This is a genomic window from Pseudomonas sp. MONT-RG-20F-20-E-7-02, from assembly GCF_022662395.1.
Taxonomy (GTDB): domain Bacteria; phylum Pseudomonadota; class Gammaproteobacteria; order Pseudomonadales; family Pseudomonadaceae; genus Aquipseudomonas.
Genome location: NZ_JAKNQN010000011.1, coordinates 96,879 through 120,534, shown reverse-complemented (window position 1 = coordinate 120,534; position 23,656 = coordinate 96,879). Strand labels below are relative to the sequence as shown.

Annotated in this window: 29 protein-coding genes and 1 tRNA gene; 16 read left to right on the top strand and 14 right to left on the bottom strand. The window is 58.9% G+C overall.

Annotated elements, in window-relative coordinates:
• The first annotated feature begins 155 nt into the window (after window positions 1-155).
• Window positions 156-980, top strand: a complete 825-nt coding sequence (gene ttcA, locus L8I05_RS26075) for a tRNA 2-thiocytidine(32) synthetase TtcA (protein ID WP_159955630.1) — start codon at window positions 156-158, stop codon at window positions 978-980.
• A 67-nt stretch (window positions 981-1,047) separates the two neighbouring features.
• Window positions 1,048-1,719, top strand: coding sequence for a DNA-3-methyladenine glycosylase I (locus L8I05_RS26070; protein ID WP_242174096.1), 672 nt, complete (start codon window positions 1,048-1,050; stop codon window positions 1,717-1,719).
• A gap of 94 nt (window positions 1,720-1,813) precedes the next feature.
• On the opposite strand, the gene L8I05_RS26065 is transcribed toward L8I05_RS26070, so the two are convergent.
• Genes L8I05_RS26065 through arsC form a run of 3 tightly spaced genes read right to left on the bottom strand, consistent with a single transcriptional unit; the run spans window position 1,814 to window position 3,181 of the window.
• A complete protein-coding gene (locus L8I05_RS26065; protein WP_242174092.1) occupies window positions 1,814-2,233 on the bottom strand; it encodes a DUF2069 domain-containing protein in 420 nt (139 codons plus the stop codon).
• Complete coding sequence (gene wrbA / locus L8I05_RS26060; RefSeq protein ID WP_242174090.1) at window positions 2,226-2,831, bottom strand: NAD(P)H:quinone oxidoreductase; 606 nt, start codon at window positions 2,829-2,831, stop codon at window positions 2,226-2,228. Before wrbA ends, L8I05_RS26065 begins: the two co-directional genes overlap by 8 nt.
• Entirely contained in the window at window positions 2,828-3,181 is a 354-nt protein-coding gene (arsC, locus tag L8I05_RS26055) for an arsenate reductase (glutaredoxin) (RefSeq protein ID WP_242174075.1), read from the bottom strand. Before arsC ends, wrbA begins: the two co-directional genes overlap by 4 nt.
• Window positions 3,182-3,298: 117 nt before the next feature.
• On the opposite strand from arsC, the gene L8I05_RS26050 reads away from it, so the two are divergent.
• Complete coding sequence (locus L8I05_RS26050; protein WP_177015882.1) at window positions 3,299-3,760, top strand: TlpA disulfide reductase family protein; 462 nt, start codon at window positions 3,299-3,301, stop codon at window positions 3,758-3,760.
• A 116-nt stretch (window positions 3,761-3,876) separates the two neighbouring features.
• Here the strand turns inward: L8I05_RS26050 and L8I05_RS26045 are convergent, their stop codons facing one another.
• The 5 genes from L8I05_RS26045 to L8I05_RS26025 all read right to left on the bottom strand — a co-directional run bounded on the left by L8I05_RS26045 (window position 3,877) and on the right by L8I05_RS26025 (window position 9,340).
• Window positions 3,877-4,281 carry an META domain-containing protein gene (locus L8I05_RS26045; protein ID WP_242174072.1) on the bottom strand — a complete coding sequence of 135 codons (405 nt, stop codon included), beginning with the start codon at window positions 4,279-4,281 and terminating at the stop codon, window positions 3,877-3,879.
• Window positions 4,278-4,718 (bottom strand): hypothetical protein, encoded by a 441-nt coding sequence (locus tag L8I05_RS26040; RefSeq protein ID WP_242174069.1) that lies wholly within the window; start codon window positions 4,716-4,718, stop codon window positions 4,278-4,280. Before L8I05_RS26040 ends, L8I05_RS26045 begins: the two co-directional genes overlap by 4 nt.
• A 71-nt stretch (window positions 4,719-4,789) precedes the next feature.
• Window positions 4,790-5,779, bottom strand: coding sequence for a 2-hydroxyacid dehydrogenase (locus L8I05_RS26035; protein ID WP_242174065.1), 990 nt, complete (start codon window positions 5,777-5,779; stop codon window positions 4,790-4,792).
• 75 nt (window positions 5,780-5,854) lie between these two features.
• Window positions 5,855-8,608, bottom strand: coding sequence for a response regulator (locus tag L8I05_RS26030; RefSeq protein ID WP_242174060.1), 2,754 nt, complete (start codon window positions 8,606-8,608; stop codon window positions 5,855-5,857).
• A 216-nt stretch (window positions 8,609-8,824) separates the two neighbouring features.
• Window positions 8,825-9,340 (bottom strand): DUF2062 domain-containing protein, encoded by a 516-nt coding sequence (locus L8I05_RS26025; RefSeq protein ID WP_159955650.1) that lies wholly within the window; start codon window positions 9,338-9,340, stop codon window positions 8,825-8,827.
• Window positions 9,341-9,474: 134 nt separating this feature from the next.
• On the opposite strand from L8I05_RS26025, the gene L8I05_RS26020 reads away from it, so the two are divergent.
• The 8 genes from L8I05_RS26020 to murB all read left to right on the top strand — a co-directional run bounded on the left by L8I05_RS26020 (window position 9,475) and on the right by murB (window position 16,329).
• Window positions 9,475-11,700: a DNA internalization-related competence protein ComEC/Rec2 gene (locus L8I05_RS26020; RefSeq protein ID WP_242174056.1), complete on the top strand. Its 2,226-nt coding sequence runs from the start codon at window positions 9,475-9,477 to the stop codon at window positions 11,698-11,700.
• 109 nt (window positions 11,701-11,809) lie between these two features.
• A complete protein-coding gene (locus tag L8I05_RS26015; protein WP_106579832.1) occupies window positions 11,810-12,445 on the top strand; it encodes a MotA/TolQ/ExbB proton channel family protein in 636 nt (211 codons plus the stop codon).
• On the top strand, window positions 12,442-12,870 hold the full coding sequence (locus tag L8I05_RS26010; protein WP_159955654.1) for a biopolymer transporter ExbD: 429 nt from the start codon (window positions 12,442-12,444) through the stop codon (window positions 12,868-12,870). The genes L8I05_RS26015 and L8I05_RS26010 overlap by 4 nt, the downstream gene beginning before the upstream one ends.
• Window positions 12,870-13,880 (top strand): tetraacyldisaccharide 4'-kinase, encoded by a 1,011-nt coding sequence (gene lpxK / locus L8I05_RS26005; RefSeq protein WP_242174052.1) that lies wholly within the window; start codon window positions 12,870-12,872, stop codon window positions 13,878-13,880. Before L8I05_RS26010 ends, lpxK begins: the two co-directional genes overlap by 1 nt.
• Window positions 13,881-13,902: 22 nt before the next feature.
• Window positions 13,903-14,088 carry a Trm112 family protein gene (locus tag L8I05_RS26000; RefSeq protein WP_003174668.1) on the top strand — a complete coding sequence of 62 codons (186 nt, stop codon included), beginning with the start codon at window positions 13,903-13,905 and terminating at the stop codon, window positions 14,086-14,088.
• Window positions 14,085-14,849, top strand: a complete 765-nt coding sequence (kdsB, locus tag L8I05_RS25995) for a 3-deoxy-manno-octulosonate cytidylyltransferase (protein WP_242174034.1) — start codon at window positions 14,085-14,087, stop codon at window positions 14,847-14,849. The genes L8I05_RS26000 and kdsB overlap by 4 nt, the downstream gene beginning before the upstream one ends.
• On the top strand, window positions 14,849-15,313 hold the full coding sequence (locus tag L8I05_RS25990) for a low molecular weight protein-tyrosine-phosphatase (protein WP_242174017.1): 465 nt from the start codon (window positions 14,849-14,851) through the stop codon (window positions 15,311-15,313). Before kdsB ends, L8I05_RS25990 begins: the two co-directional genes overlap by 1 nt.
• Entirely contained in the window at window positions 15,310-16,329 is a 1,020-nt protein-coding gene (gene murB / locus L8I05_RS25985; RefSeq protein ID WP_242174015.1) for a UDP-N-acetylmuramate dehydrogenase, read from the top strand. Before L8I05_RS25990 ends, murB begins: the two co-directional genes overlap by 4 nt.
• Before the next feature lie 62 nt (window positions 16,330-16,391).
• Here murB and L8I05_RS25980 read toward each other — a convergent pair whose 3' ends face one another.
• A complete protein-coding gene (locus L8I05_RS25980) occupies window positions 16,392-17,063 on the bottom strand; it encodes a Bax inhibitor-1/YccA family protein (protein ID WP_159955664.1) in 672 nt (223 codons plus the stop codon).
• A gap of 152 nt (window positions 17,064-17,215) precedes the next feature.
• Here L8I05_RS25980 and L8I05_RS25975 point away from each other — a divergent pair.
• Window positions 17,216-17,306 (top strand) — tRNA-Ser (locus L8I05_RS25975).
• A 116-nt stretch (window positions 17,307-17,422) separates the two neighbouring features.
• Here L8I05_RS25975 and L8I05_RS25970 read toward each other — a convergent pair.
• Window positions 17,423-18,472, bottom strand: a complete 1,050-nt coding sequence (locus L8I05_RS25970; RefSeq protein ID WP_242173996.1) for a tyrosine-type recombinase/integrase — start codon at window positions 18,470-18,472, stop codon at window positions 17,423-17,425.
• Window position 18,473: 1 nt separating this feature from the next.
• Window positions 18,474-18,716, bottom strand: a complete 243-nt coding sequence (locus L8I05_RS25965; protein WP_242173947.1) for a DUF4224 domain-containing protein — start codon at window positions 18,714-18,716, stop codon at window positions 18,474-18,476.
• Between the two features lie 170 nt (window positions 18,717-18,886).
• Between L8I05_RS25965 and L8I05_RS25960 the strand changes: the two genes are divergently transcribed.
• From L8I05_RS25960 to L8I05_RS25950, 3 genes are all read left to right on the top strand, one after another.
• Window positions 18,887-19,681, top strand: coding sequence for a hypothetical protein (locus L8I05_RS25960; protein WP_242173942.1), 795 nt, complete (start codon window positions 18,887-18,889; stop codon window positions 19,679-19,681).
• Window positions 19,682-20,122: 441 nt separating this feature from the next.
• Entirely contained in the window at window positions 20,123-20,623 is a 501-nt protein-coding gene (locus tag L8I05_RS25955; protein ID WP_242173931.1) for a hypothetical protein, read from the top strand.
• Window positions 20,620-20,979, top strand: coding sequence for a hypothetical protein (locus L8I05_RS25950; RefSeq protein WP_242173928.1), 360 nt, complete (start codon window positions 20,620-20,622; stop codon window positions 20,977-20,979). Before L8I05_RS25955 ends, L8I05_RS25950 begins: the two co-directional genes overlap by 4 nt.
• 422 nt (window positions 20,980-21,401) lie before the next feature.
• Here L8I05_RS25950 and L8I05_RS25945 read toward each other — a convergent pair whose 3' ends face one another.
• The 3 genes from L8I05_RS25945 to L8I05_RS25935 form a co-directional block, all read right to left on the bottom strand.
• Entirely contained in the window at window positions 21,402-21,668 is a 267-nt protein-coding gene (locus L8I05_RS25945) for a hypothetical protein (RefSeq protein ID WP_242173925.1), read from the bottom strand.
• Window positions 21,669-21,696: 28 nt separating this feature from the next.
• Window positions 21,697-22,077 (bottom strand): helix-turn-helix transcriptional regulator, encoded by a 381-nt coding sequence (locus L8I05_RS25940; RefSeq protein WP_242173922.1) that lies wholly within the window; start codon window positions 22,075-22,077, stop codon window positions 21,697-21,699.
• Between the two features lie 410 nt (window positions 22,078-22,487).
• A complete protein-coding gene (locus L8I05_RS25935; RefSeq protein WP_242174387.1) occupies window positions 22,488-23,204 on the bottom strand; it encodes a S24 family peptidase in 717 nt (238 codons plus the stop codon).
• 107 nt (window positions 23,205-23,311) lie between these two features.
• Between L8I05_RS25935 and L8I05_RS25930 the strand changes: the two genes are divergently transcribed.
• The gene (locus tag L8I05_RS25930) at window positions 23,312-23,515 is read left to right on the top strand and encodes a YdaS family helix-turn-helix protein (RefSeq protein WP_242173919.1); all 204 of its coding nucleotides are present in this window, start codon (window positions 23,312-23,314) and stop codon (window positions 23,513-23,515) included.
• Window positions 23,516-23,656: the final 141 nt, after the last annotated feature.

Genomic DNA, 23,656 nt, shown 5'->3' with positions numbered 1-23,656 from the left:
GAGCTGGCTTGCCTGCGATAGCGGTGGGTCAGCCAATTTAATTGTTCGGGTGATACAGCCATCGCAGGCCAGCCAGCTCCCACATTGGAACTCGGTCGGTCATGAAGGTAAAATACCCGGCTTTTCGTCACACACCTCTAGCGGATCCAAGCGCCATGGGCACTCTTACGGTCAACCAGAACAAACTGCAAAAACGCCTGCGTCGCCTGGCCGGTGAAGCGGTCGCCGATTTCAATATGATCGAGGAGGGCGACAAGGTCATGGTCTGCCTCTCTGGCGGCAAAGACAGCTACACCATGCTCGACGTGCTGCTGCACCTGCAAAAGGTCGCACCGATCAAGTTCGAGATCGTCGCCGTCAACATGGACCAGAAACAACCGGGCTTTCCCGAGCACGTGCTGCCGGCCTACCTCAAAGAGTTGGGCATCGAGTACCACATCGTCGAGAAAGACACCTATTCGGTGGTCAAGGAGTTGATTCCGGAAGGCAAGACCACCTGTTCGCTGTGTTCGCGCCTGCGCCGTGGCACGCTCTACACCTTTGCCGATGAGATCGGCGCGACCAAGATGGCCCTGGGTCATCACCGCGATGACATCGTCGAAACCTTCTTCCTCAATATGTTCTTCAACGGCTCGCTCAAGGCCATGCCGCCCAAGCTGCGCGCCGATGACGGGCGCAACGTGGTGATCCGCCCGCTGGCGTATTGCAACGAGAAAGACATCCAGGCCTACTCCGACTTCAAGCAGTTCCCGATCATCCCGTGCAACCTGTGTGGCTCCCAGGAAAACCTGCAGCGCCAGGTGGTCAAGGAAATGCTCGTGGACTGGGAGCGCAAGACCCCGGGCCGCACCGAAAGCATCTTCCGCAGCCTGCAGAATGTGCAGCCATCGCAGCTGGCCGACCGTAACCTGTTTGACTTCACCAGCCTGAAAATCGATGAGAGCGCCGCTTCGCGCTTCGTCAATGTTGTGAACCTCTGAGCCCATTCAACGCTCTGACACACGGCGCTTGCGAGCGCCGTTTTCAATTCAAATCCCAGGAGAGGGCATGCGCGATTACAAGTGGCTGCACGAATATTGTCTGAACCGCTTTGGTTCAGCGGCCGAGTTGGAAGCCCATCTGCCTGTACCCAAGACCCCGGCGCAATTGCGTAAGATCAGCGACGATCGCTACCTCTCGACCCTGGCGCTGCGCGTGTTTCGCGCAGGGCTCAAGCACAGCGTGGTGGATGCCAAGTGGCCGGCGTTCGAGCAGGTATTTTTTGGGTTTGACCCTGAAAAGGTCGTGCTGATGGGCGCCGAACACCTGGAGCGCTTGATGCAGGACACACGCATCATTCGTCACCTGGGCAAGCTCAAAAGCGTGCCGCGCAACGCGCAGATGATTCTGGACATCGAGCAGGAAAAGGGCAGTTTCGGCGCGTTTATCGCCGAGTGGCCGGTGACCGACATCGTTGGCTTATGGAAGTACCTGAGCAAGCACGGCCACCAATTGGGCGGGCTGTCGGCGCCGCGCTTCTTGCGCATGGTCGGCAAGGACACCTTTGTGCCGAGCTATGACGTGGTGGCGGCGCTGAATGCGCAGAAGATCGTCGACAAAGCGCCGACCAGCCTGCGGGATTTGGCCGCGGTGCAAGGGGCGTTCAACCAGTGGCACGCCGAAAGTGGGCGGCCGATGTGCCAACTGTCGATGATGCTGGCTTATACGGTCAACCATTGAGACCGAGTTGATCCTATCGCAGGCAAGCCAGCTCCCACATTTTGACCGCGCCGTCGATCAAATGTGGGAGCTGGCTTGCCTGCGATAGCGGTCTTCAGACCGGCTGCAAATCTGCCGCCAACCGCCGATTCAACTGATGCCGCCACCGCACATACAGCAGCGCCGTGCAAAACACCGCCAGACTCGCGAGCATCTCCAGCACCCCGAACCACTGCCGGTTCGGGTCATAGGCCGCCAGCGCGCCCTTGATGAAGTACAGGTTCACCACAAAGCACAGCCACGAATGCCCGCGTGCGCTGCCCAGCAGCATGCCCGGCGCCAGCACCAGCAGCGGCACCAGCTCGATCAGCAGGATGACCCACGGACGTGCGCCGTGCAGGTCGGCGATGAACAGGTAATACACACACAGCAGCGCCACCAGGCCAAGAAACGCCAGCAGGCTCAGCGCGCGTGCCGCCTTCACGCGTGGTTCCAGCCACGCCTGGGGCGGCAGGACCTTAGGCTTTCTAGCCACGGCCGTTCTCCAGCAGCGTGGCGATGGTGGCCAGGCGCAGGCCCAGGGCGCGGCACAAGGTGATTTCATGTTGATCGAGCATGCGCTTGCCGTCCGGCCCGGCGTGGTGGCTGGCGCCATACGGCGTACCGCCGCCCTGGGTGTCGAGCAGCGCTTGTTCGCTGTAGGGCAGGCCGGTGATCAGCATGCCGTGGTGCAGCAACGGCAGCAGCATCGACATCAGCGTGGTTTCCTGGCCGCCGTGCAGGCTGGCGGTGGAGGTGAACACCCCGGCCGGCTTGCCCACCAGGGCGCCGGTGAGCCACAGATTGCTGGTGCCATCAAGGAAATACTTGAGCGGCGCAGCCATGTTACCGAAGCGCGTCGGGCTGCCCAGGGCCAGGCCCGAGCAGTTTTTCAGGTCATCCAGGCTGGCATACAGCGCGCCTTCGTCGGGGATGCTTGGCGCCACGGCTTCGCACTCGGTAGAGATCGCCGGCACGGTGCGCAAGCGTGCTTCCAGCCCGCCTTGCTCGATGCCGCGGGCAATCTGCCGGGCCATTTCGCTGACCGAGCCATTGCGGCTGTAATACAACACCAGCACATACGGCGCGGTCACGGCAGCAGCTCCAGCACGTTTTCGGGTGGGCGGCCAATGATGGCTTTATCGGCGGTTTCCAGGATCGGGCGCTCCATCAACTTCGGATGCTCGGCGATGGCAACAATCAGTTGCGCTTCACTGAGGCTGGCATCGGCCAGGTTGAGGGTTTTGTAGTCGTCTTCGCCGGTGCGCAGCAGTTGGCGTGCGCTGATGCCCAGCTTGCCCAGCAAGGCCTTTATTTGCGCGGCGTTCAGCGGTGTTTCCAGGTAGCGCACGAGGGTCGGCGTCAGGCCACGGGCTTCCAGCAGTTCGAGCGCACCGCGGGATTTCGAGCAGCGCGGGTTGTGATAAAGCGTCAGATCGGTCATGTGCGGGTCGCATCTTGCGTAAGGTGGCGGGTATTCTACCTGCGCAGCGTCCCGTCCTTAAACCGTAAGAGGCGATAGGTCGCAGCCAACGTTCATTTTTTTGCGAAGGATTACCCCATGACAAGGCGACTGATCGGTGCATTGGCGATCATCACAACCCTGCTGCTCAGCGGCTGCGGTAACGACTACGGCGTTGACCAGTACGGCAAGAAGGTCGCGTCCGAGCGCTTGGACAAGCAATGGGTAGTGGTTAACTACTGGGCCGAATGGTGTGGCCCGTGCCGCACGGAAATCCCGCAACTCAATGCCTTGGCCGAGCAGTTGAAAGGGCAGAACGTGGGGGTGTTCGGGGTCAATTTCGACAATGTGCAGGGTGAAGAACTCAAGGCCGCCAGCGAGAAACTGGGGATCAAGTTCACCGTACTGGCGCAGAACCCGGAGGAGATTTTCGATATTCCGCGCAGCGAGGCATTGCCGGTGACCTACATCATTGATGACAAGGGCAAGGTGCGTGAGCAGTTGATGGGTGAGCAGACGGCGGAAGGGGTGCTTGCGAAACTTAAGGCCTTGCGCGGTTAACAGTGTGGGAGCAGCTTGCCTGCGGTGCGGGCGCCCCGGAGTGTCTGTGATACCGAGTAGATGCTATCGCAGGCAAGCCAGCTCCCACAGGAAAGCCAGCTTGCGTTGACGCTGAGTTAGCCTTCTTCAAGCCACAGCCGAATCGGCTTGCCTTCAGCCGGCCAGAAACGCGTCTGTTCGAGCGGGGAGATGTCCCAGCGCTCGACGCCTTGCAGGGCCTGGAAGAAGCGGTGCTCCTGCTCCATCAACGCTTCGGCGCAAAGTTTGCGGGTGCTGCCGATCTTGCCGAAGCTCAGCTTGTCGCCCTCCACGGTGTACGGCGCAAACCAGTGGTTGCAACCGCCATTGCCGTAGGCGCGGCCATCGGCGCCGAGGGTGACGGTCAGGTGCGCGTAATCCATCAACGGCCGCTCACCAATCCACTCCACCACGTAGCTGTGATCCTGCTTGAGCTTCACTGCATCGCCGGCGCAGCCCGTCAGGCCAACGCCAGCGGCCGCGAGCAGAAGCAGGCCTTTCATTGTGCCGCCTGCTGGCATTTCGGGCAGCGGTGCTTGTCGCCCATGCTCGCCCAGCCCAGTTCCTGGATGCGCGCGTTGGCAGCCGGTTGCAGGGGCTCTTTGGTCAGCTTGGTTTCTACCGCGAATTCAAACTCCAGCACGCTGTCGCAGCTGTCGCAGTTGACCTTCCAGGTATGAATCTCCAGCTCGCCGAATTTCGGCCCATGGGCCATGGCGACCCACTGGCCCGCCGGGCGGATGGAGTAGCGCGCATCACCTTCGACGGTCAGGCGCATCGACAGGGTTTTACTGCCGCGCAGGGTGACGATCAGCACGTCGCCATGCTTGATCGAACCCCCATTGCCGGTGATTTGATAACGGCCCGGCACCAGGGCGCGGCATTCGATCAGGGTGTGTTGCGGGCTCAGCAAGCTGAAGCGGAAATCGTGTTCGGCCATGGATCCTCCAAATAGGCGCGGCATCCTATCACGGGTGCCTGCTCATCATGAGCCTGGTATGTGACCGCTGATCATCCTTCAACGAGGTTTTGTGGCTGGCCTTCGGCCCACGCGGCGATGTTGCTCAAGGTGGTGCCGGCGATGGCCGCCAGGGCTTCGCGGGTGAGGAACGCCTGGTGCGCGGTGATGATCACGTTGGGGAAGGTCAGCAGGCGCGCGAGCACATCGTCTTGCAGCGGCAGGTCGGAGCGGTCCTCGAAAAACAGCTGGGCTTCTTCTTCATACACGTCCAGCCCCAGGTAGCCGAGATGGCCATCCTTGAGGGCGTCGATCAGCGCCGGCGTGTCAACCAGGCCGCCGCGCCCGGTGTTGATCAGCATCGCGCCGCGTTGCATCCGGGCCAGGGAGCGGGCGTTGATCAGGTGTTTACTGTCGGCAGTCAGCGGGCAATGCAGGCTGATGATCTGCGCTTGGGCGACCAACTCGGGCAGGCTCACGTAACGGGCACCGAGGGCCAGAACCTGCGGGTTGGGCAAGGGGTCGTAGGCCAGCAACTGGCAGCCGAACCCGGCCATTATTTTGGTGAAGGTGGCACCGATCTGCCCTGTGCCGACCACGCCGACGGTCTTGCCCACCAAGTCGAAACCGGTCAGCCCGTGCAGGCTGAAATCTCCGTCGCGGGTGCGGTTGTAGGCGCGGTGCAGGCGGCGGTTAAGGGCGAGGATCAGCGCCACGGCGTGCTCGGCCACTGCGTGCGGCGAGTAGGCCGGCACGCGCACGATGGTCAGGCCCAGGCGCCTGGCGGCGGCCAGGTCGACATGGTTATAACCGGCCGAGCGCAGGGCAATCAGGCGTGTGCCGCCTGCGGCCAACTGTTCCAGCACCGGCGCGCTGAGGTCATCGTTGATAAAGGCGCAGACCACCTCGTGGTGTTCGGCCAGGGCCACGGTGTCGAGGTTGAGCCGGGCAGGTTGGAATTGCAGCTCAAGGCCCGCCGGCAGCGGCTCGCCGAGAAAACTGTCGCGGTCGTAGGTCTGGCTGCTGAATAGAATCACGCGCATCAAAAAAAGCTCCCTGCTCTTACTCTCTAAATACATTAACCCTGTGGGAGCGGGCCGTCCCCCAAGCAAGTAGCCTCACGCGCTGACGCGTGCCTCACTGGCCAGCCGGGCGATCGCCATGTCCAGTTCGTCCAGCGCGGCCATGGCCTTGGCGTCGTCTTGCTTGAGCAAGGTTTCCGCGCGTTGGCAGGCGGCGCGCAGTTGCGGCACGCCGCAGTAGCGGGTGGCGCCGTGCAGGCGGTGGACGCGTTCGATCAAGGCGTTATTGTCTTTGGCTTCGCGGGCGACGGTAATGGCCAGGCGGTCGGCTTCCAGGGACGCCAGCAGCATGGCGAGCATATCGGCGGCCAGGTCGGTCTTGTTGGCGGCCAGGCGCAGGCCTTCCTCATGGTCGAGTACCAACAGTTGCGCGCCACTGCCAACACCGTCGGTCACGCGTTCCGGCCCTTGATTGCGCAGGGCCAGGCCGGTCCATTTCAACACCACTTGGGCCAGTTGCCGTTCGCTGATGGGTTTGGTGAGGTAGTCGTCCATGCCACTTTGCAGCAGGGCACGTTTTTCGTTGGCCATGGCGTGGGCGGTGAGGGCGACCACCGGCAACGGCGTGCCGTGGCGCTCGCTTTCCCATTGGCGGATCGCCTCGGTGCTTTGGCGGCCGTCCATGCCGGGCATTTGGACGTCCATCAAGACCAGGTCGAAGGTTTCCTGCTTTACGGCGTCGATGGCGGCGTAACCGCTTTCCACGGCCTGGACCTTGGCGCCCATGTCTTCGAGCAGGGTTTGCACCAGCAGCAGGTTGGCCGGGTTGTCGTCCACGCAGAGTACTCGTGGTGCGCGGCTGGACAGTGGCTCGCCGGGTTCGCTGCGCGAGGGGCGTGGGCTGATCAGGTCGGCGAGGGCGCGGCGCAGCTTGCGCGTACAGGCCGGCTTGGCCTGCAATTGGCTGTTGGGGTTGGGCACCGATTGGTTGAACAGCATCTGTTCAGTGGTCGGGCACAGCACCAGCACCTTGCAACCCAGGTGCTCAAGGTCCCACAGATGCTGGTTGAGGCGCTCGGGCGGAATGTCATTGGCGGTGACGCCGAGCACGGCCAAACTAATCTCCTGTTCAGTCTGGTGCGCGCTGGTGATGCCGTTGGTCAGGCTTTCCAGGGTGTTGAACGGGGTGACTTCCAGGCCGCAATCTTCCAGCTGGTGTTGCAGGGCCTGGCGCGCCAGTTCGTGGTTTTCCAATACCGCCACACGCCGGCCAAGCAGCGGCGCAGAAGGCAGGTCGTCAACGTCGTCACGGGTCTTGGGCAGGCTCAGGCTGATCCAGAACTCCGAGCCTTCGCCCGGCGTGCTGTCGACGCCGATTTCGCCGCCCATCTGCTCAATCAAGCGCTTGGAAATCACCAGGCCCAGGCCGGTGCCACCCGGTTGGCGTGACAGCGAATTGTCGGCCTGGCTGAAGGCCTGGAACAACGCGCGCACGTCCTGATTGGACAGGCCAATGCCGGTGTCCTGCACACTGATGCGCAGTTGCACGCTGTCTTCCTGTTCGTCCTCGACCATCGCCCGAGCCACGATGGTGCCTTCGCGGGTGAACTTGATCGCGTTGCTGATCAGGTTGGTAAGGATCTGCTTGAGACGCAACGGGTCGCCGACCAGCGCCAGCGGCGTGTCGCGGTACACCAGGCTGACCAGTTCGAGCTGCTTGGCATGGGCCGCGGGGGCGAGGATGGTCAGGGTGTCTTGCAGCAAGTCGCGCAGGTTGAACGGCACGCTGTCGAGCACCAGCTTGCCGGCTTCGATTTTCGAGAAATCGAGGATCTCGTTGATGATGCCCAACAGGTTGTCGGCGGACTTTTCAATAGTGCCCAGGTAATCCAACTGACGCGGCGACAGCTCGCTTTTTTGCAGCAAGTGAGTGAAGCCGAGAATGCCGTTGAGCGGCGTGCGGATTTCATGGCTCATATTGGCCAGGAATTCTGATTTGATACGGCTGGCCTCCAGGGCCTCCTTGCGTGCCAGGTCCAGCTCGATGTTCTGGATTTCGATGGTTTCCAGGTTCTGGCGCACGTCTTCCGTGGCCTGGTCGATGCTGTGCTGCAACTCTTCCTGGGCATTTTGCAGGGTTTCGGCCATGCGGTTGATGCCCGACGCGAGCTGGTCCAGTTCCTGGCTGCCCAGTGGCGGCAAGCGTGTTTCCAGGTTGCCGTCCTTGAGCTGGGCCACGGCCTGTTTGATCTGGCCGATCGGCGAATTGATCGTGCGGCTGATCCGCAGGGCCAGCGCGGCGGTACAGATCAGGCCGATGGCAATTAACAGCAGGCTGGCGAACAGGCTGCGATAGCCGCGCAGCAGCATGCCATTGTGGGACAGCTCCACTTCGACCCAGCCCAGCAGGCGGTCAGCTTCGTCCGGGATCAGCTCGCCGGCGAGGTTGCGGTGGCGGCCAAACACCGGCAGCAGGTATCGCGTGGCGTCATTGCCGGTGCGCTGCAGCAGGTGGGAACTGTTGCCGACCGGTGGTTGGTTAAGCATGGTCGGGCCCGCGTGGGCGAGGGGCGAGCGGTCCGGCGCGAGGAATGACACTGCGCGTACATCGGGCTGTTCCAGGGATTGGGTGGCGATGCGTTCGAGCAAATCGGTGTTACTGCTGCTCAGGGCCGGGGCCACCAATGGCGCCAGTTGCTCGGCGATCATTTCGCCGCGTTGCAGCAATTGGGTTTGCAACTCCGAGAGCTGCATCCAGGTGAAATAGCCCCCCAACAACAGGGCCATCAGGCTGGTCGGTAATAAGGTCAGCAACAGTACGCGGCCTTTTATCCCCATTCTTCTAAGCACGCCACTCTCCTGCTACCACATTGATATCAATCATCCGCGCAGGCATCCGGCCCACGCCACCTGCGCAGTGTAGCCATTTGCGCGGCCTGGAATCTCGCAAATTAATGTTATGCGGCAATCTTGGGGCGATTGGCGGAGCAGGCTAGGCGTGCCTGTGGAGGCGTGGTGCGGGGTGGCGGGATTTATTGACGATCAGGAGAAGGGCGCTTGTGACCGTCACGCGCGACGCTGTTTGCGTTTCTTCCACTGGTGCGCGACCCACCAGCGCCAGTAGCCCATGGTCAGGCAATAGGCCAGTGCCCCCAACACCAGTCCCGAGACCACCGAGCCCAGCAGGAACGGCTGCCACAGGGTGCTCAGCTGGCTGCTGATCCATTCCCAGGTCAGGTTGTCGGGGAGGCTGCGCGGCGGCACATTCATCAGCCAGGCGCCGGTCAGGTAGGTGCCGACGAATACGAACGGCATGGTGATCGGGTTGGTCAGCCACACCAGGCTGACGGCAATCGGCATGTTGCCGCGCACGGCAATCGCCAAGACCGCCGCCAATAACATCTGCAACGGAATCGGGATGAACGCCGCGAACAAACCAACGGCCATGGCACGTGCTACTGAATGCCGGTTCAGGTGCCAGAGGTTGGGGTCATGCAGCAACTTGCCGAGAAATCGTAAGGACTTGTGTTCCCGGATACTCGTGGGATCGGGCATGTACCGTTTGAATAGGCGCCGGGGCATAAGGGGTCCAGGTCAGTTCGAGGGGCAAGTATGCCCGCATTCTATAAACAGAAAATTCAGACTTTGTGACAAAACATCATAGGCCGTGCGGGTGGGCCAACTAAGACTGATGGATCACTTGAAAAGGATGATTCATGAGAACTGGGATGTTTGCCCTCGGACTTGGCCTACTGTCGCTGCGATTTTTCCCAGCGCTGCCTTCTACCGGTTGGCTGCTGGCAATGGCGGTTGTCGCACTGATGCTGTTGCCTTTTCGCACCCACCCGTTAGCGTTTTTCCTGCTTGGGATCAGTTGGGCCTGCCTGAGCGCACAGTCGGCCCTGGATGATCGCCTTACGCCTGCACTGGATGGCCAGACGCGTTGGGTAGAGGGGCGCATAGTCGGGCTGCCGCAACAGACAAGCACCGGTGTACGCTTCGAGTTGACCGACAACCGCTCGCGCAAGGCTCAACTGCCGAAGCGCATCCGCGTGTCCTGGCATGGTGGCCCGCAGGTAAGCAGTGGCGAGCGTTGGCGCCTGGCGGTCACGCTGAAGCGGCCTTCAGGGTTGCTCAATTTTCATGGCTTTGACTATGAAGCCTGGCTACTGGCCCAGCGCATTGGCGCAACCGGCTCGGTGAAAGATGGCCAACGCCTGGCCCCGGCCCGCAACGCCTGGCGCGACAGCCTCCGGCAGCGCCTGAGCAGCGTCGATGCCCAGGGCCGCGAGGCGGGTTTGGCAGCGCTGGTGCTGGGCGACGGCTCGGGGCTGGGCACTGAGGACTGGCGGGTGTTGCAAGACACCGGCACGGTGCACCTGCTGGTGATCTCGGGCCAGCACATCGGTTTGCTGGCGGGGCTGATCTACGGCTTGGTGGCCGGGCTGGCGCGCTACGGCTGCTGGCCCCGCGCCTTGCCGTGGCTGCCATGGGCGTGCGCCCTGGCGTTTGCCGCCGCGCTGGGCTATGGCTTATTGGCGGGGTTCGGCGTGCCGGTGCAGCGCGCATGTGTGATGGTCGGGCTGGTTCTGCTCTGGCGTTTGCGCTTTCGACATTTGGGCGTGTGGTGGCCGTTGTTGCTGGCATTCAATGCTGTATTGCTGCTGGAGCCATTGGCCAGTTTGCAACCGGGCTTCTGGTTGTCGTTCGCCGCCGTCGCGGTGCTGGTGCTCGCGTTCAGCGGGCGCTTGGGCGCCTGGAACTGGTGGCAGTTGTGGACGCGTCCCCAATGGCTGATTGCGATTGGCTTGTTTCCGGTATTGCTGGTGCTGGGGTTGCCGATCAGCCTGAGTGCGCCGCTGGCGAATTTATTGGCGGTGCCGTGGATCAGCTTCGTGGTGTTGCCGCTGGCTTTGCTGGGCACTGCGTTGCTGGCGGTGCCGTTGGTCGGGGCGGGCCTGTTGTGGTTGGCCGGCGGCGCGCTGGATGGGCTGTTCAAGGGTTTGGCGCTGCTGGCAGGGCAAAGCCCGGCCTGGATACCGGCCGAGGTGCCGCTGGGTTATGGGTGGGTGAGCCTGGCCGGTGCGGTGTTATTGCTGTTGCCCAAAGGCGTGCCGTTCCGGCTGCTGGGTTGGCCAATGCTGTTGCTGGCCGTTTTTCCACCCAGGCAACTGGTGCCGCATGGGCAGGTGGAGGTGACCCAGTTGGACGTCGGCCAGGGGCAAGCGTTGATCCTGCGCACCCGCCATCACACCTTGCTGTACGACGCCGGGCCGCGCTCGGGGGCATTTGACATGGGCGAACGCGTGGTGGTGCCAGCCTTGAGGAAGCTCGGGATAGAGGCGTTGGACATGATGCTGATCAGCCACGCTCACGCCGATCATGCGGGCGGTGCGGCAGCCGTCGCCCGCGCGCTAGCGGTGAAGCGGGTCGTGGGTGGCGAGGTCGAAGGGTTGCCAGCATTGCTTGCGGTTCAGCCGTGTGTCAGTGGTGAGCGATGGGAGTGGGATGGCGTGTCGTTCGAGTTATGGAGGTGGCCAGGCGCCACTGACAGCAACCCGAAATCCTGTGTGTTACGGGTCCAGGCCAATGGCGAACGCCTGTTGCTGACCGGCGACATTGATCGCGCTGCCGAACAGGCCTTTCTCGCTTCAGCCTTGGCCGTACCGACCGATTGGCTGCAAGCGCCGCACCATGGCAGTCGCAGCTCTTCATCCGGGCCCTTTCTAGAGCGGCTTGCGCCCACCTCGGTGCTGATTTCACGTGGCCGTGGCAACGCATTCGGACATCCGCATCCACAGGTGATGCAGCGTTATCGGGCTTTGGGCAGCCGTGTCTACGACAGCGCCGAGCAGGGCGCCGTACGTCTGCAATTGGGCGCCTTTCAAGCCCCGGTTGTTGCGCGCAGTCAACGCCGTTTCTGGCGCGAAGCGCTACTGTAACCCGACGTTACCATTGGCAAAGGCCGGCGACGGGCGGGTCTGTGGCCGACGAGCCCCGCCGGCGAACCTATATGGTAAAGTGGCGCACTTTTTCGAGGGGACATTCACTGTGTGGGAATTGGTCAAATCCGGCGGCTGGATGATGTTGCCGATCATCTTGAGTTCCATCGCCGCACTCGGCATCGTCGCCGAACGCCTCTGGACCCTGCGCGCCAGCCGCATCACCCCCGAGCATCTGTTGGGGCAGGTGTGGGGCTGGATCAAGAACAAGCAACTGGACAAAGACAAGCTCAAGGAACTGCGCGCCAATTCGCCCTTGGGTGAAATCCTCGCCGCCGGCCTCGCCAACTCCAAGCATGGCCGCGAGATCATGAAAGAGTGCATTGAAGAAGCCGCCGCCCGGGTCATCCATGAAATGGAGCGCTACATCAATGCGCTTGGCACCATCGCCGCCATGGCGCCATTGCTGGGCCTGCTGGGCACGGTGCTGGGCATGATCGATATTTTCAGCTCGTTCATGGGCTCGGGCATGACCACGAACGCGGCGGTGCTGGCCGGCGGTATCTCCAAGGCCTTGATCACCACGGCTGCGGGCCTGATGGTCGGTATTCCCTCGGTGTTTTTCCACCGTTTCCTGCAGCGCCGCATCGACGAGCTGGTGGTCGGCATGGAACAGGAAGCGATCAAGCTAGTGGAAGTGGTGCAGGGCGATCGTGATGTCGATTTTGTCGAGGGCCGAGTGTGAAGTTTCGCCGCAAGCAACGGGAAAATGTCGATATCAATTTGGCCTCGTTGATCGACGTGGTGTTCATCCTGTTGCTGTTTTTTGTCGTCACCACCACCTTCACCCGGCAAACCCAACTGCGCGTCGACTTGCCGGAAGCGGTAAGCGGCTCGCCGGCCGAGGATCAGCAAGTCAAGCAACTGGACATCGCCATCAGCGCCGATGGCGTGTTTTCGGTGAATAACCAGTTGCTGGAGAAGAACGATCTCAACAGCCTGATGGATGCCCTGCAGAAAGAGTCCGGCGGTGATACGCAAATGCCGCTGTCGATCAGTGCCGATGGCAAAACCCAGCATCAAGCCGTGATCACCGCGATGGACGCGGCCGGCAAGCTCGGCTTCACCCATTTGCGCATGACCACCGTTGAGGCGGCGACGCAACCCTGATGGCCATCTCCGATCGTTTGCTCAAAGCCTGGTACGAGGGGCATCCGGCGCTGGCGCTGCTACGCCCGCTCGAGTCGTTGTATCGCGGTGTGGTGCAACGCAAGCGTGCCCGCTTCCTTGCAGGCGAGGGCCAGATCTACCAGTCGCCGGTGCCGGTGGTGGTGGTCGGCAACATCACTGTCGGCGGCACGGGCAAGACGCCGCTGATCCTGTGGCTGATCGAGCATTGTCGGCGCAGTGGCTTGCGCGTTGGGGTGGTCAGCCGTGGCTACGGCGCAAAACCGCCGCAGTTGCCATGGCGGGTCGATGCCAGCCATAGCCCTGACGTGGCTGGCGATGAGCCATTGCTGATCGTGCAACGTAGCGGCGTGCCGCTGATGATTGATCCTGATCGTAGCCGCGCGGTTAAGGCGCTGCTCGCCAGCGAGCCGATGGACCTGATCCTCTCCGACGATGGCCTGCAGCATTACCGCCTGGCCCGCGACCTTGAGCTGGTGCTGATCGACGCCGCCCGTGGCTTGGGCAACCGCCATTGCCTGCCGGCCGGGCCTTTGCGCGAGCCCGAGGAGCGCCTGCAAAGCGTCGATGCGGTGCTCTATAACGGTGCCGCCGCGGATCGCGAGGGTGGTTTTGCTTTCCGCCTGTTGCCCACGGCGCTGATCAACTTGAAAACCGCTGAGCGCCAACCGCCCGATCATTTTCCGGCAGGCCAGCAGGTGCACGCAGTCGCCGGTATTGGTAACCCGCAACGTTTCTTCAATACCCTTGAAACGCTACACTGGCGGCCAATACCCCATGCGTTTGCCGACCATGCGCCCTACAGCGCAGACGTCCTGAATTTCACGCCGTCATTACCCTTGGTCATGACCGAAAAGGACGCGGTGAAGTGCCGCGCCTTTGCCCAGCCTGACTGGTGGTACCTTGCGGTGGATGCGGTGCCGTCGCCGGCATTTGTAGCCTGGTTCGACACACAACTGATGCGCCTGCTGCCCGCCCGACTTTTGCCTTAACCGCTTTTTCCAGGAAATACTCATGGACACCAAACTGCTCGACATCCTCGCTTGCCCGATCTGCAAAGGCCCGCTCAAGCTCAGCGCCGACAAAACCGAGCTGATCAGCAAGGGCGCCGGCCTGGCGTACCCGATCCGTGATGGCATCCCGGTGATGCTCGAGAGCGAAGCCCGTACCCTGACCACCGATGAGCGCCTGGATAAATGACCACCGCCTTTACCGTTATCATTCCCTCCCGTTACGCATCGACCCGCCTGCCGGGCAAGCCGCTGCAATTGATCGGCAGCAAGCCGATGATTCAACTGGTGTGGGAACAGGCCTGCAAAAGCAGCGCCGAACGGGTAGTGGTCGCCACCGATGACCCGCGCATCATCGAAGCCTGCAAGGGTTTTGGCGCTGAAGCGGTACTGACCCGCGAAGACCACAACTCCGGCACCGATCGCCTGGCTGAAGTCGCCACGCAGCTTGGCCTGGCGCCGGATGCGATCGTGGTCAACGTGCAGGGCGACGAGCCGTTGATCCCGCCGTGCGTGATCGACCAGGTGGCCGCCAACCTGGCGGCCCACGCTGAAGCGAGCATGGCGACCTTGAGCGAGCCCATCGAGGACATCGACACGTTGTTCAACCCGAGCGTGGTCAAAGTTGTCACGGACATCAATGGCCTCGCGTTGACGTTCAGCCGCTCGATTCTGCCCTGGGCGCGCGACGCCTTCGCCAAGCACCCTGACGTATTGCCGGAGGGCGTGCCATACCGCCGTCACATCGGCATCTACGCCTACCGCGCCGGTTTCCTGCATGACTTCGTCAGTTGGGGCCCATGCTGGTTGGAAAACACCGAATCCCTGGAGCAACTGCGTGCGCTGTGGCACGGCGTGCGTATCCATGTGGGCGATGCACTGGAAGCGCCGCCGGCCGGCGTCGACACCCAGGAAGACCTTGAGCGCGTGCGTCGCCTGCTGGGGGCTTGATGGAAGTCCTGTTTGTCTGCCTGGGCAATATCTGCCGCTCGCCCACCGCCGAGGGCGTGTTGCGCCACAAGTTGCGCGAAGCGGGCTTGGCGGGCCAGGTCGAGGTCGCGTCGGCCGGCACCGGCGACTGGCATGTAGGCAACCCACCGGACCAGCGTAGCCAGCGTGCAGCTCTGGTGCGCGGTTATGATCTGTCGGCGCAGCGGGCCCAGCAAGTCTCGCGCGCCGACTTTGCGCGTTATGACTTGATCCTGGCCATGGACCACAGCAACCTGCGCAACCTCAAGGCGCTGCGCCCGGCGCAGGGCAAGGCGGAGCTGGACTTGTTCCTGCGCCGTTTTGCGGCTGAAGTGGACGAGGTGCCAGACCCTTACTACGAAGGCGAACAAGGCTTTGAACGGGTCCTCGACCTGATCGAGCGTGCCTGTGATTTATTGGTGATCGAATTGAAGGGGCGGTTATGACCTTGCAGGTGCTTGCGCAGGTATCGCTCAAGCCATTCAACAGCTTTGGCATCGATGTGCGCGCCAAGTTGTTCGCCGAGGCCCACAGCGATGCCGATGTGCGCGAAGCCGTGGCCTACGCGGCTGCCCACGCGTTACCGCTGCTGGTGATCGGCGGTGGCAGCAACTTGCTGCTGACCCAGGATATCCAGGCGTTGGTGCTGCGCATGGCAACCCAAGGCATTCGCGTGTTACAGGATGATGGCCTGCACGTGGTGGTCGAAGCCGAAGCAGGCGAGGCCTGGCATCCGTTTGTGCTGTGGACCTTGGAACACGGTTTTTGTGGCCTGGAAAACCTCAGCCTGATCCCCGGCACCGTAGGCGCTGCGCCGATGCAGAACATCGGTGCCTACGGTGTGGAGATCAAGGATGTGTTTGCCGGCCTGACCGCCCTGGATCGCCAGACCGGCGAGCTGCGGGATTTCAGCCTGCAAGAGTGCAACTTTGCCTACCGTGACAGCCTGTTTAAACACGAGACCGGGCGTTGGTTGATTCTGCGCGTGCGCTTTGCGCTGAGCCGCGCCAGCCAGCTGAAGCTCGACTACGGCCCGGTGCAGCAGCGCCTGGCCGGGCAGGGGATCACCGACGCAACGCCCAGCGACGTCAGCCGGGCGATCTGCAGCATCCGCCGTGAAAAACTGCCGGACCCGGCTGAGCTGGGCAATGCCGGGAGCTTTTTCAAGAACCCGCTGGTGTCCCAGGCTCTGGCCGCAGAGCTACAGGCGCTGTATCCGGACCTGGTGGCCTACCCGCAGGCGGATGGGCAGATGAAACTCGCCGCCGGCTGGCTGATCGACAAGGCCGGCTGGAAGGGCTTTCGCGAGGGCGATGCAGGCGTGCACAAGCTGCAGGCGCTGGTGCTGGTCAACTATGGCTCGGCCACCGGGCACGACATTGCCAACCTGGCGTTGCGGATCCAGCAGGACATTGCCGAGCGCTTCAAGGTTGAACTGGAAATGGAACCCAACAGGTACTGAACCTGCGCAAACAAAAATGCCCCGTATCTCACGATACGGGGCATTTTTTATAGCGCTAGCAATCAGTCATCACGGCTCATGATGCCGAAGATCTGCAACAGGCTGATGAACAGGTTGTAGATCGATACATACAGGCTGATGGTCGCCATGATGTAGTTACGCTCACCGCCGTGGATGATCGCGCTGGTCTGAAACAGGATGCACACGGAGGAAAACAGCACGAAACCGGCGCTGATCGCCAACTGCAGGCCGCTGATCTGGAAGAACATGCCGGCGACAACCGCTGCCAGCAGCACGAAGAAGCCTGCGGTGATGAAACCGCCGAGGAAGCTCATGTCCTTGCGGCTGATCAGCACGTAGGCCGACAGGCCACCAAACACCAGGGCCGTCATGGCAAAGGCCGAGCTGACTACTTCCGCGCCGCCGGCCATGCCCAGGTAACGGTTAAGGATCGGGCCGAGGATGAACCCCATGAAACCGGTCAGGGCAAACGCCGACACCAGGCCCCAGGCCGAGTCGCGCAGCTTGTTGGTCAGGAAAAACAGACCGTAGAAGCCGATCAGCACGACAAAGATATTCGGGTAGCCAACGCGCATTTGCTGCGCTACATACGCCATCACGCCGCTGAACGCGAGGGTGAGGGCGAGCAAGCCGTACGTATTGCGCAACACGCGGCTGACTTCAAGCTGCTCAGCCTGCGCGTGACCATTCACTGCGTAATTCTGTTCGCGCATGGCGACACTCCTTCAGTTTTGAAACATTCAGTCGCAAGGATCATAACAGACGCCCTGTAACAAGCGATGGCAAGAGTTTGACAGTGTGTTTCATTCGGGTATTATGGCGCCCGCTGACACGGGATGGGCTATTATAATCCTGTGATGCAAAAGGGAAATTGGCAGAGTGGTTGAATGCACCGGTCTTGAAAACCGGCGAACGTTAATAGCGTTCCCAGGGTTCGAATCCCTGGTTTCCCGCCAAGATTTACACGAAAGCCTCGCGAAAGCGGGGCTTTTGCGTTTCTGGGGTTTGGGAAGGTTTGTGCTGCTTATGGCAGGGGTTCCGAAACTTTCGGGTAGGAGTTCCGAAACTTTGCCTATTTGGACGGTTTCGCGGTGGCGCCAATCCTCCTGTAAACCCGCTTTGTGATCTCCTGTTTACTGTGTCCCAGCAGCAGGCTGGCATCCCCGATATCGATGATTTCCGACGCGGCTTTCGGCCGGATGTCGCGGAACTGAAAGCCTCCAATCTTGGCCGCGAGCAGCGGGTCGCCTTGTTCGATGGCGTTCTGCTTTGCTTTTTCCCGCGCCTTGTCCCAGCGCAAGCGCAGCATCCCCTTCGTCATCCGCTTTCCGTATCTGTTGATCAACAGGTACTTGGACGAATGACCGACATTCCTTTCGCTGATCTCTCTGACCAATCTCCCCAAGCTGTTTTCCCCGGCTTCCGTACGCATCAAGATTCGAAGCTTCTGGCCGGTCTTGCCCTGCGTTACCAGGAAGTAGTCACCCTCGGTATCGTCGCTGCGCATGATCAGTACGTCAGCAGGCCGCTGTCCGGTCAAATAGCCCAGGTCCATGGCTTCCTTGAGTTCTTGTTCGGCAACCGCGTAGACGGCATCCCAAACAGCCGCGTTGGCGTAGTAATCACGCGGCGCCTCCTTATTCTTCCTGATTCCCTGGCAAGGGTTCTCCCGCTCCGTGAGCCCCCACTCCCTGGCCATGTTGAAAACGTGGGACAGAAGCGCGATCTCGCGGTTGGCACGAACCTTCGCTGAGCGGGCATCACGGTAACCGGCGATGTTAAACGGCGTAATTGAGTCGATGGGTGCTTCATCAAACGTAGGACGGAGCTGTTTCAATTCCGCCATGTTGTCCCTCTGGGTCCGTTGACCCTTTTTCGGAATGACGTCGCGCGCGTAGCGGTCAAAGATCCCCTTCATCATTGTCAGATCGGCCGGTTTTTCCTTGGCTTCCAGTTCGGCCCACTTCAAGCGCGCTTTGCTCAAGTCTGTGCCCAACGGAATTTCTTTGCCGGCAGAGTCACGGTAGTAGTAGCCGACCCAGACCTTCCCATTTTTCCTGGCACGCTTACGCCGTACCATGCCAGGCGGCAAATCTCTGTTTTCGATGTTACGGGGGCGCATATCAATTTACCCTGGAGAAGTCTGGTGTCCAAGCGAGGCGCGCTGGCGGTGGGCTTTGTTCAGATATGGTCGCGCTAACGATGCCCAGTTTCATGCGGGCGAACATCCTGCCGACTAAGGGCCGGCCGCCACGACTCTCAACGAAAGCCCAGCTTCGATCCTTGAGCCATTTTCGTTGATCTGCTCGACGCTTGTAGCCGGTAAGGTCGGCTAACTCCTCGTCTGATAATATTTCTGTTTGCATAGTTACCTCCTAGCGCGCGCACCGTGCCGCGCTGTCTTGATGCTTCATATGATGTTTTGCCGCCTCGGGATGCAGAGTTGCTTCCGCTATTGACCGGCTAGCGTATAGAGGTGTATGGCATATTTAGTTTTAAGCACTCCTAGTGCTAATCTATATAGCTGGCCGGCGAGATGAATATTTTTAATTTCTATTTTTTTGGGTTGTTGGGAGGTTTGGTGGTTTTATGTGCGTTGTGCAAGGAATCTGATGACTTAAGGTGTAGTCATTTGCTCCCTAAGTGTGCTTATAGGGTTATTGGTAAATCTAAAAGGCAAAAGGCGTCACCAGTTTTTGTTAGGTCGAAAAGGAATCTCGCTAGTCCAACTGATTACCAATATAAAAAGTATTTGTTATGTTCGAGCTGCGAGCAGTTGTTTTCTACTCGTGAAGATATAATTTCAAAGTACTGGTTCAGGAAGCCTGGATTTTTACTTAAGGAGCAACTTCGCCAGGTAACGTGTTATGAGGGGGACGATTTTGCAAGGTTTTATCCGGTATACCCACCAGTGACTCTTGATGAAGAAGATTTATATTATTTCGCGCTGAGTTTGTTGTGGCGTTCCTGTGCTGGTTCATGGGGCGATTATGAAGGGGTTAATGGCTTTTCTGGTAAGGTTTTACATTCTATAGGCGAGTACTTACTTGGTCGATCTAGTGCGCCTTCAAACGTTAGGGTTTTGGTGTTCGTAGACTGGAGTGGGGTTCTCGAACAAATAATGACATTGCCGGTTGGGAAAGAAGGCAAGGTTCAGATAGTAGTTCTTGGGTTATGTATAGAGATTTATGTGGAGGATGTTATTGCCGATCCTTTGGTTCGGTCTCTGCAAAGTTTAAACCAGAAAGTTGCACTCATTCTTGATAATAAGCGCTGTGCGGAAGTGTTTGGATTTATTCATGCAATGGCAAGAAAAACACAGGAGCAGTAGCCTTGCTGCTTAATGGTTTTGTGTTTTCGATTGAGTCGAATAAGTCTTTGGTATTAGCCATTGAAGTCCTTGTCAAGTAGCTTTGGAGCGTAGGGGGGTGTGATATCCGTTCTTCTCATATAGAGCTGAATTAAAAGTGGATGGTTGAGGCGGGTTGCTTTGCCGAGGTTGGCGGTACAGCAATCGGGGAATAGGCCGGGATGTTCATCGCGTGATCGTCGGAGACTGGATTATTTCGCTATCGCTGTGATGGCAAGCTTGTCTTGAAAGGTCATGTCGAGAGCGGCAAGCGCCGATTTCGCTGCAAACAGAGGGAATACAAGGTCATGGAGTGAGCTATGTACCTGGTTGCAATCAGAGAGAGCGCGCGTAGTTTTTTTCGTAGGGCTAAGATATTATGGAGTCCATGGGTCTGATTTGCTTAGACAGGAAGCTGTGCAGTTGGAGGCTAAGGAATTGTGGGATGATTTAAATAAGATAGGCACCGTTCTTACAATCGTTGGTTTTTTTCTGACCGTTGTGACTATGTTCCTCGCCTTGTATATAACCAGCGCGCTTAGGCGCAAAGTTAGAGTGCCTGAGACTTTTAATGAGATAAAACAACTGATTTCCGAAATGCGCTTACTTCTTAAGAAGATGGAGGAGATAGAGAGGACCGACGGGAGTAAAATAGAAATGGGCGAGCACCAAAGAGATATCTCCGTATATATACATAGGTCCATTGCATATGTTCAAAATATTCGACCAAAATTGGAAAGTCTCCAGCGCAAAAGTGCCGATGAATTGATAAACTTGATGGCTGAAAAAAAAGGCCTCATTAGGCGAGGCTGGGTTTGCAAAAAGCTTTCAACAAATCAGGCCTGGGATGTGCATGATAAGTTACATAGCTTTTCAGTGCACTTGGAAACACTAATTAGAGATCGCTCGGCAGGTGGTGTATGATTGATAATTCCGCAAGAAACCTCGCTGTTTTCCTTATTCGAGCAACGGCAAATAGATCTGTTACATGGACGCTTGAAAATGCGCCTATGCACTCTATTCCGAGCTCCCCGAATCAGGTTTTAATTTTTCTTACAACAAGATATCAGGATCAGAGAATTGCGATATTTGAATCTGTAAGCGGATATAATCATGAAAGCGATTCTCGTTACAGAGGGATCGTTACTATCGCAATTATGGATGAATCAGACAGGATGCTTTGGCGATATGATGGTGTTGAACCTGAGTTTTATGAGCTGCTGTCTGATGCTAGGCGTTCATTGACTGTTGTTGATGACTTTCTGAGGCAATTTAGATAATAGGCAGGAGTTTTGGGATTTTTGGAAGGCGGTTGTTTTGGTATGCCTGCTCAGTATGATAGCTGGAATGTAAGAGTTTGAGCAGAAGTTGTCAGCGTCTTGATTTCGCATGGCAAGCTGATTATCACTTTTCGAGTTGCCACCTTTGGCCCTCCACATTTGGTATTTGCGTTGGTTGGAGGAGGGATTGCTACTTCGCCCTATCCTACGTTGCCTATACCTAATCCGCGGGAGGGCGGCTGGCAGCCGCTTGTGAGCAGGTGTGAATATGCCCTCCACCTAAACTTTTCGACGCCAGATGCTGTTTTCTTTGCTGCTGCCTTTGCGCTTGCGGCGCTGTTCCTCGGCCATGGATTACCTCTCAGACTTCATATGCTGGTAAATCGAGCCATGCTTACCTATTGCGTTGTCTAAACTGGTTGCTAATAGGCCGATGCTGTGCCCGGACGATTGAGTTCCAGTGACTTAGCTAGGCTGATAGCCTCCTTGTTGGTCCAGCGAAACCCTCTGACTTTTCCGGTAGCCCGCTCTACAATGTGATAAGCCTTGCCGCGGTTTACAACTTGGTAGCGAATTTGCGTCAAGGGTTGTTCCCTGCCGATCAGAGCATAGAACTCGGCGGTGGCGATGTGCGTGCGAATCCGTAAAGCCGCAGCTACTTCGACTCGCTGTTGAACTGATGAATGCATGATTGATACCCCGTTGAGTTGCATTTATTTAAGCAATTAGCGCCGGTCGTTCTGAATGCCTCACGATTCGCACCTGAGCAGTTCGGCGTTCGGGTGCTCGGCGATCACGGCGCATCGACTCGTCACCAATCATTGCGTGCATGGCGATCAGCGCGGCCAGTGCAAAGCAAATCGGTGAGATGATCTGGCGGCGCATCGCCTCGGCAATCATCGCCGTCTGACGGGTCACGCCAAGCTTGAACATCGCGCATGAAAGACGCTTTGTCACGGTGCTGGCGGCCACGTCGAACTGTCGCGCTATTTCTTTGGCCGTCATGCCCTGGGCGGCGGCCAGTAGGTAGCGCAATTCCTTCGGCGCAAGGCCTCGTCCGAGGTGGCCCTTCCATGCGCCGCTGATGATTTCGTCCATCGCTTTGACTCCCTGTTGTTTTCCGAAAGCGCCCGATACAGGCGCTGACGTGAAATCTTCTGGTGTCGTCTGCCGGCATCTCGCTACTGGCGTCACTGCCGGCCCCATCAAATTGTTTGTCCAGCCGCGGACCTTTCGGCTTGTTCTCCCGCTGGATAACTCGTCTTGGCGCTTTAAGCTGCACGCCCGGGTCAGTTGCCAACCCTCTGAACCGTTTAGGCCGGTCCATCGCTGCCTTCCATCTGGCCGGTTGTTATCCGGCGACGAAATAAAATTACAACCCAAAATTGTAATTATCAAGCTTTGGTTGTAATTATTATCTTGGCGACAGTGGAATCTTGAATTTTTCGCGTGCATAAAAAAGCCCGCTCAATGGCGGGCTTTGGGCTTTACGAGGCGGCAGAGAGAGGTCAGCGGGAGTACATGGCCCACCAGAATACATGCCCCAAAACAGCAAGCTGCTGCTCTTGGATGTCCTGAAAAGTGTATTCCTCATCGGGGTGCTCATCGCGGTTGAAGCTGCGCAGGCGTATGCCCGAAGGGGTCCGAAATAGTTGCTTAATCCTTAACTGGCCGTTGTGGTTGATCGCATACATTTCACCATCAACAACGTCTTTCAGTGTGTTTTTTCCAATATTGATACCCACTGTAGCGCCGTCTCGCAGCACTGGCATCATGCTGTTGCCGCTGACTACTACGCACTTCGCATTGTTGAATTGGACGCCGTTGTGCCGTAGGTCTTTCTTGAAGAACCGCAGCCGAGAGGTGTTGCTTTCCTCTATGGCGAACCTTCCCGATCCAGCTGCTAGCTCAACCTCATGAAGGAAAGGGACATACACCTCATCCTCATCGAGTGGAGTGTTTTCGTCCCATAGTTCGATTGACTGTAGAGGCGTGCGGGCAGTTGCGCTACGTGATTCGACTGGCCCTGATTCACCCATCAAATAGGCGACAGAAACGCCAAGCACTTCACTCAGATGCTTGATGCGTTGGTTTCGCGGAGCTGTTCGCCCCGCTTCCCATGCCTGGACCGACTGCGGGCTGACACCAAGCTTGCGCGCCAACTCAGATTGATTGAGTCCTTGCGCTTCTCGTGCTGCCGCTATGCGTGAAGAGTTAGTAGTCATGAAAGCCAGAATACAACCAGCACTTGTAGTGAGCATTGCAATTCTCGCTTGTAGTTGTTGGCTTGGTTCTGTAACTTTGGGTTGTAATTTCGGCTAGTGAGGCTTCTATGGAGCGTAATGCAGCAGCGCGTGCGGCTAAGGCAGCAGGCGGCCAATCGGCCCTTGCTCGCGTTCTTGGTTGCACACCGCAAAACGTACAGCGTTGGTGTGCATCAGGACGCGTGCCGGCTGAGCGCGTGATCTCAGTCGAGCAGGCAACCGGCATACCACGCCATGAGCTCAGGCCGGACCTTTATCCGGAGGCGGCTTAACCGCTCTATGTAGTCATTTTCCGCAGTAGCGGGGCGCCTGAATAGAGACTTTGGATCGGCTGTTAATTCATCCAGTACTCATATCGTAGGCATAAAAAAACCGCCTGGCAGGGCGGTTCAGTACAGCTTTATTCCGAGGTC

What these genes read in the sequence shown, in the direction of transcription:
- ttcA (WP_159955630.1), top strand. Translation starts at nt 156, where the DNA reads ATGGGCACTCTTACGGTCAACCAGAACAAACTGCAAAAACGCCTGCGT.
- L8I05_RS26070 (WP_242174096.1), top strand. Translation starts at nt 1,048, where the DNA reads ATGCGCGATTACAAGTGGCTGCACGAATATTGTCTGAACCGCTTTGGT.
- arsC (WP_242174075.1), bottom strand. Translation starts at nt 3,181, where the DNA reads ATGACCGATCTGACGCTTTATCACAACCCGCGCTGCTCGAAATCCCGC.
- L8I05_RS26050 (WP_177015882.1), top strand. Translation starts at nt 3,299, where the DNA reads ATGACAAGGCGACTGATCGGTGCATTGGCGATCATCACAACCCTGCTG.
- L8I05_RS26045 (WP_242174072.1), bottom strand. Translation starts at nt 4,281, where the DNA reads ATGAAAGGCCTGCTTCTGCTCGCGGCCGCTGGCGTTGGCCTGACGGGC.
- L8I05_RS26040 (WP_242174069.1), bottom strand. Translation starts at nt 4,718, where the DNA reads ATGGCCGAACACGATTTCCGCTTCAGCTTGCTGAGCCCGCAACACACC.
- L8I05_RS26035 (WP_242174065.1), bottom strand. Translation starts at nt 5,779, where the DNA reads ATGCGCGTGATTCTATTCAGCAGCCAGACCTACGACCGCGACAGTTTT.
- L8I05_RS26025 (WP_159955650.1), bottom strand. Translation starts at nt 9,340, where the DNA reads ATGCCCCGGCGCCTATTCAAACGGTACATGCCCGATCCCACGAGTATC.
- L8I05_RS26020 (WP_242174056.1), top strand. Translation starts at nt 9,475, where the DNA reads ATGAGAACTGGGATGTTTGCCCTCGGACTTGGCCTACTGTCGCTGCGA.
- lpxK (WP_242174052.1), top strand. Translation starts at nt 12,870, where the DNA reads ATGGCCATCTCCGATCGTTTGCTCAAAGCCTGGTACGAGGGGCATCCG.
- L8I05_RS26000 (WP_003174668.1), top strand. Translation starts at nt 13,903, where the DNA reads ATGGACACCAAACTGCTCGACATCCTCGCTTGCCCGATCTGCAAAGGC.
- kdsB (WP_242174034.1), top strand. Translation starts at nt 14,085, where the DNA reads ATGACCACCGCCTTTACCGTTATCATTCCCTCCCGTTACGCATCGACC.
- L8I05_RS25990 (WP_242174017.1), top strand. Translation starts at nt 14,849, where the DNA reads ATGGAAGTCCTGTTTGTCTGCCTGGGCAATATCTGCCGCTCGCCCACC.
- murB (WP_242174015.1), top strand. Translation starts at nt 15,310, where the DNA reads ATGACCTTGCAGGTGCTTGCGCAGGTATCGCTCAAGCCATTCAACAGC.
- L8I05_RS25980 (WP_159955664.1), bottom strand. Translation starts at nt 17,063, where the DNA reads ATGCGCGAACAGAATTACGCAGTGAATGGTCACGCGCAGGCTGAGCAG.
- L8I05_RS25970 (WP_242173996.1), bottom strand. Translation starts at nt 18,472, where the DNA reads ATGCGCCCCCGTAACATCGAAAACAGAGATTTGCCGCCTGGCATGGTA.
- L8I05_RS25965 (WP_242173947.1), bottom strand. Translation starts at nt 18,716, where the DNA reads ATGCAAACAGAAATATTATCAGACGAGGAGTTAGCCGACCTTACCGGC.
- L8I05_RS25960 (WP_242173942.1), top strand. Translation starts at nt 18,887, where the DNA reads ATGAATATTTTTAATTTCTATTTTTTTGGGTTGTTGGGAGGTTTGGTG.
- L8I05_RS25950 (WP_242173928.1), top strand. Translation starts at nt 20,620, where the DNA reads ATGATTGATAATTCCGCAAGAAACCTCGCTGTTTTCCTTATTCGAGCA.
- L8I05_RS25945 (WP_242173925.1), bottom strand. Translation starts at nt 21,668, where the DNA reads ATGCATTCATCAGTTCAACAGCGAGTCGAAGTAGCTGCGGCTTTACGG.
- L8I05_RS25940 (WP_242173922.1), bottom strand. Translation starts at nt 22,077, where the DNA reads ATGGACGAAATCATCAGCGGCGCATGGAAGGGCCACCTCGGACGAGGC.
- L8I05_RS25935 (WP_242174387.1), bottom strand. Translation starts at nt 23,204, where the DNA reads ATGACTACTAACTCTTCACGCATAGCGGCAGCACGAGAAGCGCAAGGA.
- L8I05_RS25930 (WP_242173919.1), top strand. Translation starts at nt 23,312, where the DNA reads ATGGAGCGTAATGCAGCAGCGCGTGCGGCTAAGGCAGCAGGCGGCCAA.